The 2,147-nt window shown below is 47.0% G+C and carries 3 protein-coding genes; 2 read left to right on the top strand and 1 reads right to left on the bottom strand.

What is annotated here, in order from left to right; genetic code table 11:
* Nucleotides 1-654 (top strand): aldose 1-epimerase (locus PLH26_RS21340; protein ID WP_324588039.1); only part of this gene is annotated, 654 nt, incomplete at its 5' end.
* Nucleotides 655-790: 136 nt separating this feature from the next.
* Here the strand turns inward: PLH26_RS21340 and PLH26_RS21345 are convergent.
* Nucleotides 791-1,225, bottom strand: coding sequence for a LexA family protein (locus PLH26_RS21345; protein ID WP_324588040.1), 435 nt, complete (start codon nt 1,223-1,225; stop codon nt 791-793).
* A 71-nt stretch (nt 1,226-1,296) separates the two neighbouring features.
* Between PLH26_RS21345 and PLH26_RS21350 the strand changes: the two genes are divergently transcribed.
* Nucleotides 1,297-1,911 (top strand): 2'-5' RNA ligase family protein, encoded by a 615-nt coding sequence (locus PLH26_RS21350; RefSeq protein ID WP_324588041.1) that lies wholly within the window; start codon nt 1,297-1,299, stop codon nt 1,909-1,911.
* The last annotated feature ends 236 nt before the right edge of the window (nt 1,912-2,147 follow it).

Consider the following 2,147-nt stretch of genomic DNA (forward strand, 5'->3'; position numbering starts at 1 on the left):
CGAAGCGGGGCTGCCATACACGGACTCCTGTATAAACAACCGTTCCGGCTGGTGCAGGAGCAGGCATCGGACCATTCGGCCCTGGTATCGCTCCTGCATGAATACAAAGGCGATGATCCGGGCTATCCCTTTCCTTACAACTGTGGCGTTGTATACCGCCTGGAAGAAAAAAACACGTTGAGCATTACCACCACCATAAAAAACACCGGCATTTCCGCATTGCCCGTTGCAGACGGCTGGCATCCTTATTTTACTTTTGGAGACAGGGTAGATGATCTTGAACTGCAGTTCCGGTCGGGGGAAATGCTGGAATTTATTGATCTTATCCCTACAGGAAAAATATTACCTTACAACGCGTTCACTTTACCGGCGCGCATCGGGGAAACGGCATTAGACAATTCATTTGTGCTGGATTTCGGTAAAGCGCAGCCCATGTGTGTTGTACGCGATCCCGCTACGGGGTGGCAATTGGAAATACGGCCGGATAAAAGCTACCCTTATTTACAAATTTATATTCCTCCGCACCGCAACAGCATTGCTATTGAAAACCTCAGCACCCCGCCCGATTCATTCAACAATGGTATCGGTCTTATTACGCTCACAGCAGGAGAAAGTACAAACTTCTCAACGCAATATACCGTGAAGAAGGTATGAGTGTATAGTTTATTGTTGCAGGTCTCCGGGCTTTAAAATTTGAGATTTATTTGTTCCTTGATGCTTTGTATTCCCTTCGGATTTCAGGTTTCCGGCTTCTATTGAAGGCTTGCTTTTTGCTTTTTTGTATTTCATGTCATACCGCGTGAATGCAATAAGTGACCACTCCCCAAATGGAAAAGTCGGCGGCAGACAGGTCTATATCAATCGGCGACAGTTTACGCGTTTCAGGCACCAGCCTCACTTTATTAAAGGTTTTCTCCAGCCGCCGGATCAGCATTTCACCATTCAGTACAGCGATCACTATTTTACCGTTAACGGCTTTTAGCGAACGGTCAACGATCACGATATCTCCGCTAAATATGCCGGCATCCACCATCGCTTCACCACTCACCTTCATCATAAAGGTAGCCGGCTTGTTGCGGATCAGTTGCTCATTAAGATCAATGCCTCTTTCCATATAGTCGTCTGCGGCAGCGCTGAAGCCTGTGGCATTGGCATGCGCCACATCCCACTGGGTAAACCGCTTCGATCCCCCGTAGGCGGCGTTATACATAATTTCCCCGTCCATATAATTATTTTGTGATTACTAATTTATTTAGTAAATTTATGCTAAATATTTGATCATTCAAAATGGTTTTTATGGAAAAGGATATTCAGTTACTGCCCGGTTACCGTGTGAATGAATACCTGCTGGTATTGCCTCCGCCGGAAGAATTATGGAATAAAATCGTGAAAATTAAAGCACGCTTTGCCGACACGTACCAGGCGGCAAATGCCCGGTGGGGTAAGCCGCATATTACCCTCGCAAAGTTTGTACAATACGAAATGATGGAAGCCCGCATTGTGAACCGGCTCAATATCGTGGGCATGGGCCAGCGTCCGTTCAAAATAATGTTGCGCGATTACGGCAGCTTTCCTTCCCATACGATCTGTATTCATGTGGCAACAAAAACGCCGGTGCAGGATCTTATTAAACAGGTACGCAGCGAAGGGCAGCGCCTGATGAAGCTGAATGATGATCATAAGCCGCATTTTATAATGGAGCCTCATCTAACGGTGGCGCGTAACCTGCAGCCATGGCAATACGTGAAGTCATGGGCCGACTACAGCAACAGGCAGTTTACCGGCTGCTTTATTGCAGATAGTATGCTGCTGCTAAAGCGGGCCCGGAACGAAACGGCCTATCAGATTGTTCAACGGTTTGCATTCCGGAACCTACCGGTAACAACAAAGCAGGGGGAGTTATTTGGGTAAGCTTATAAAGGGAAGCAATTGAAGTGAGCTCAAGATTGCCTCCTTTTTTTATTAACAGGTTTGAATCAAATTTATGTCGGAAAAACTTAAGCAGGATCACTATAAAGTTTCCGCTAAAGCGAAGGGGGAGGCAGAGCAGTATTTGCAGGGACGGGGCGCGCAGTTCAACACAAAGAACCGGTTTTTGAAAGACGAACGCACCAGGGAGCATACGGAAGCCATTGACGACTGGACGG

It is taken from the genome of Agriterribacter sp. (assembly GCF_035444585.1).
In the GTDB taxonomy this organism is placed as follows: Bacteria; Bacteroidota; Bacteroidia; order Chitinophagales; family Chitinophagaceae; genus Agriterribacter.